This window comes from Bellilinea sp. (assembly GCF_034432615.1).
Classification (GTDB): Bacteria; Chloroflexota; Anaerolineae; order Anaerolineales; family Anaerolineaceae; genus Bellilinea.
This window is the reverse complement of the sequence record NZ_DAOUBL010000048.1, coordinates 1-1,633: the sequence shown is the minus strand read 5'-3', so window position 1 is coordinate 1,633 and position 1,633 is coordinate 1. Positions and strand designations below refer to the sequence as shown.

Annotated in this window: 1 protein-coding gene and 1 pseudogene; one reads left to right on the top strand and one right to left on the bottom strand. The window is 59.9% G+C overall.

What is annotated here, in order from left to right:
• Positions 1 to 1,123, bottom strand: a 1,123-nt coding sequence (locus tag VAE48_RS02260) for a glycoside hydrolase family 3 protein (protein WP_322791685.1), incomplete at its 3' end; no start/stop codon positions are given.
• 202 nt (positions 1,124 to 1,325) lie between these two features.
• Here VAE48_RS02260 and VAE48_RS02255 point away from each other — a divergent pair.
• Positions 1,326 to 1,633: pseudogene (locus VAE48_RS02255) on the top strand (glycosyl transferase family 36); the annotation flags it as partial.

Here is a 1,633-nt window from a genome sequence, read left to right as displayed (position 1 = left end):
CGCGGTTTTTGAGCATCACCATGCTGCGAGCGGCCAGCTGGCGTGCCAGTTGACGCGCCTGGGGGGTGAGCAGGTCGCGCGCGGCGCGCTGCGGGTCGGTGAACGGACGCTCGAACAGCCCGGCGCGCGCTTTGATGCGCAGGACGCGCAGCACGGCTTCGTCCAGTTCGGTAAGAGTGAGGCGGCCTTCATCCAGCAGACGCGCCAGATGATGGAGGTACACTCCGCTGACCATGTCCATATCCACACCGGCGTGCAGCGCCAGCCGGGCGGCATCGGCTTCGTCCTCGGCGATGCCGTGGTCAACCAGTTCCTGGATGGACTTCCAGTCCGATACCACAAACCCATCGAAACCCCACTCGCCGCGCAAGATGTCGGTCAGCAGGTAGCGGTTGGCGGTGGCCGGCATGCCGTTGAGGTCCACAAAAGCCGACATCAGTGTTCCCACCCCGGCGCGAACCGCCGCCTGAAAGGGCGGCAGATAAACATCCCGCAGGGTTGGATCGGAGATTTCCCCGCCGTCGTAATCGCGGCCGCCTTCGGCAGCCCCGTAGCCGGCGTAGTGCTTGGCGCAGGCGATCAGCCGGTCGGGAGCGGAAGGGTCGCTGCCCTGATAGCCGCGCACCAGCGCGGTTGCCATTTGTGCGCCGAGGTAGGGGTCTTCACCGTTGCCCTCGGCAATCCGCCCCCAGCGTGGATCGCGGGCAATGTCCAGCATCGGCGCAAAGGTCCAGTTGACCCCTTCGGCGGTGGCTTCACGGGCGGCAACCGCTGCGGCCTGTTCCGCCAGGGAAGGCTCGAAGGAAGCGGCCTGCGCCAGCGGGATGGGGAAAATGGTGCGGTAGCCGTGAATCACATCCCGCCCGAACAGCAGCGGAATTTTGAGGCGCGATTCGAGCGCCATCTGCTGCAGGGCGTTGTGCTGCTCCACATTGGCGGAAGCCGAAAAACCCTGCCCGGTCAATGCGCCGGCGGCGTTGATGACAGAGCCCGCCAGCCCGGCGCGGAGTACCTGTGGGGCGTTATCGTCGCGCGCCTGATACTGGTTCAGCTGGCCAATTTTTTCTTCCAGGGTCATTTGCGCCAGCAGATCACGGATGAAATTTTCGATGGATGATGTCATGGAAGGATACCTCGATGGGGGAATGGGGATTGTTCAACTTACATTTGGGGAATTGGTACTTGACAGTCCATCTGGGCTATGATACATTTTTTAAAACCGTTTTTGGTATTTGGTTTTTAACAAACATGAAACGTTTCATAAAGTCTGATAGCATTATATCAGATGCCGGTTAAAATCACAAATCTTTCTCTCTCTACCGCTCATGTCCCCCAAATTCCTCAACCCCTACGGCTATTTTTCCGATGACGGGCGCGAGTACATCATCACCACACCGCACACCCCGCGCCCGTGGAGCAATGTCATCAGCAACGGTGACTACAGCCTGATCGTTTCTCAAAACGGATCGGGCTACAGCTGGCGGGGCAATGCCGGTCAAAACCGCCTGACCCGTTCGTTTCAGGATTTGATTCGCGACAACTGGGGCAGGTATCTGTACATCCGCGATCTGCAAAGCGGCCGATTCTGGTCGGCGGCTTATAAACCGGTCATGGCGCAGGCCGAGTTTTATCA